This is a genomic window from Nonomuraea sp. NPDC049784 (assembly GCF_040659615.1).
GTDB lineage: Bacteria > Actinomycetota > Actinomycetes > Streptosporangiales > Streptosporangiaceae > Nonomuraea.
Window position 1 is genome coordinate 1 of sequence record NZ_JBFAMX010001172.1, and the last position, 1,549, is coordinate 1,549.

At 70.1% G+C, this 1,549-nt stretch carries 2 protein-coding genes; both read left to right on the forward strand.

All coding sequences use genetic code 11. From position 1 onward, the window contains the following. The coding region (locus AB0J09_RS64445; RefSeq protein ID WP_360714335.1) for a crosslink repair DNA glycosylase YcaQ family protein at positions 1 to 1,063 on the forward strand (1,063 nt) is incomplete at its 5' end. A 63-nt stretch (positions 1,064 to 1,126) separates the two neighbouring features. Then, the gene (locus AB0J09_RS64450) at positions 1,127 to 1,516 is read left to right on the forward strand and encodes a hypothetical protein (RefSeq protein WP_360714337.1); all 390 of its coding nucleotides are present in this window, start codon (positions 1,127 to 1,129) and stop codon (positions 1,514 to 1,516) included. Positions 1,517 to 1,549: the final 33 nt, after the last annotated feature.

The following is a 1,549-nucleotide window of genomic DNA, read 5'->3' on the forward strand; positions in this document are numbered from 1 at the left end:
GGCCGTCCGCGCCCAGCTGCTGCAGCAGGAGCGCCCCGCCGACCTGCTGTCGACGGTGCGGCAGCTCACGCTGCTCCAGCTCGACCCGGTCAACGCGGTAGCGCCGAGCGCCGACCTGGTCGCCTGGAGCCGGCTCGGATCGTCGTACTCGCCGGGCGACCTGCGCGCGGCGCTGGACGATTGCCGTCTGATCGAGCTTCGGGCCATGGTGCGCCCCGCCGAGGACCTCGCGCTCTACCGCGCCGAGATGTCCGTGTGGCCAGGGAGTGGTGAGCTCAAGGACTGGCAGGAATACCGCCGCGACTGGGTCCTGGCCAACGACCGCTGCCGGCGCGAGATCCTCGACCGCCTGCGTGAGGCCGGCCCGCTGACCTCGCGCGAGCTGCCCGACACGTGCGAGAAGCCGTGGGGCTCCACGGGCTGGACCAACAACAAGAACCTCACCCAGCTGCTCGAGTTCATGGTGCAGCGCGGGGAGGTCGCGGTCGCCGGTCGGAAGGGGCGCGACCGGCTGTGGGACCTCGCCTTCCGGGTTTATCCGGACGATCCGGTCGTTCCGGCGGAGGAGGCCGAGCAGGAGCGGGACCGCCGGCGGCTCAGTGCGCTCGGGATCGCCCGGCTGCGCGGCCCGGAGTGCCCCGTCGAGCCCGCCGTCGTGGGCGAGGCGGGTGAGCCGGCGGTCGTCGAGGGCGTCCGGGGGGAGTGGCGGATCGAGCCGTCGCTGCTCGACGAGCCCTTCCACGGCCGGGCCGCGCTGCTGTCGCCGTTCGACCGCCTGGTGCACGACCGGACCCGCACCGAGGAGCTCTTCGAGTTCGACTACCAGCTGGAGATGTACAAGCCCGCCGGGAAGCGGCGGTGGGGCTACTTCGCCCAGCCGGTCCTCTACGGCGACCGGCTGGTCGGCAAGGTCGACGCCAAGGCCGACCGCAAGGCCGGCGTGCTGCTGGTGAACGCCGTTCACCAGGATGTGCCGTTCACCCCGGCCATGACTGAGGCGATCGACCAGGAGATCGCCGACCTCGCAGGCTGGCTGGGGCTCGATCTTCAGCGGGCAAGTTGAGGACCCCGAGCCCGCCCGTGAGATGATCTCCTGGCTATATGGCCGGTTTTGAGCGTTGGGGGAATGATGTACGTAATATCCCTGGGCGAGGACGGCGCGGAGTTGCGCCCGCTGGAGCCGTGGCGGGCCGAGGAGCTCCTGGCCCACATGGAGCGGGGCCGGGACTTCATCGGGCAGTACATCGCGCTGCCGGACTTCGTCACGGACGTGGAGTCGAGCCGGTCGTACCTCCAGTCGTACGCGGACAAGGCCGCGGCCGACACCGGGCGCATCTACGGCATCTGGGCGGACGGCACGCTGGTCGGCGGGGTTCTCTTCAGGACGATGGACGTCGGGCTCGGCGTCGCGGAGGCGGGCTGCTGGCTGGAGCCGTCGGCGGTGGGCAAGGGCCCGCAGGCTCATTCTTCAAAAGGCACGCAGTCACATCACACAAGAACCCGAAGACTCTTGTAAGCTCCTACGGCTTGTAGGCACACGGTTTCAGGT

Bases quoted from the DNA above. Each gene is read 5' to 3' on its own strand.
- AB0J09_RS64450 (WP_360714337.1), top strand. From the start codon at position 1,127: ATGATGTACGTAATATCCCTGGGCGAGGACGGCGCGGAGTTGCGCCCG.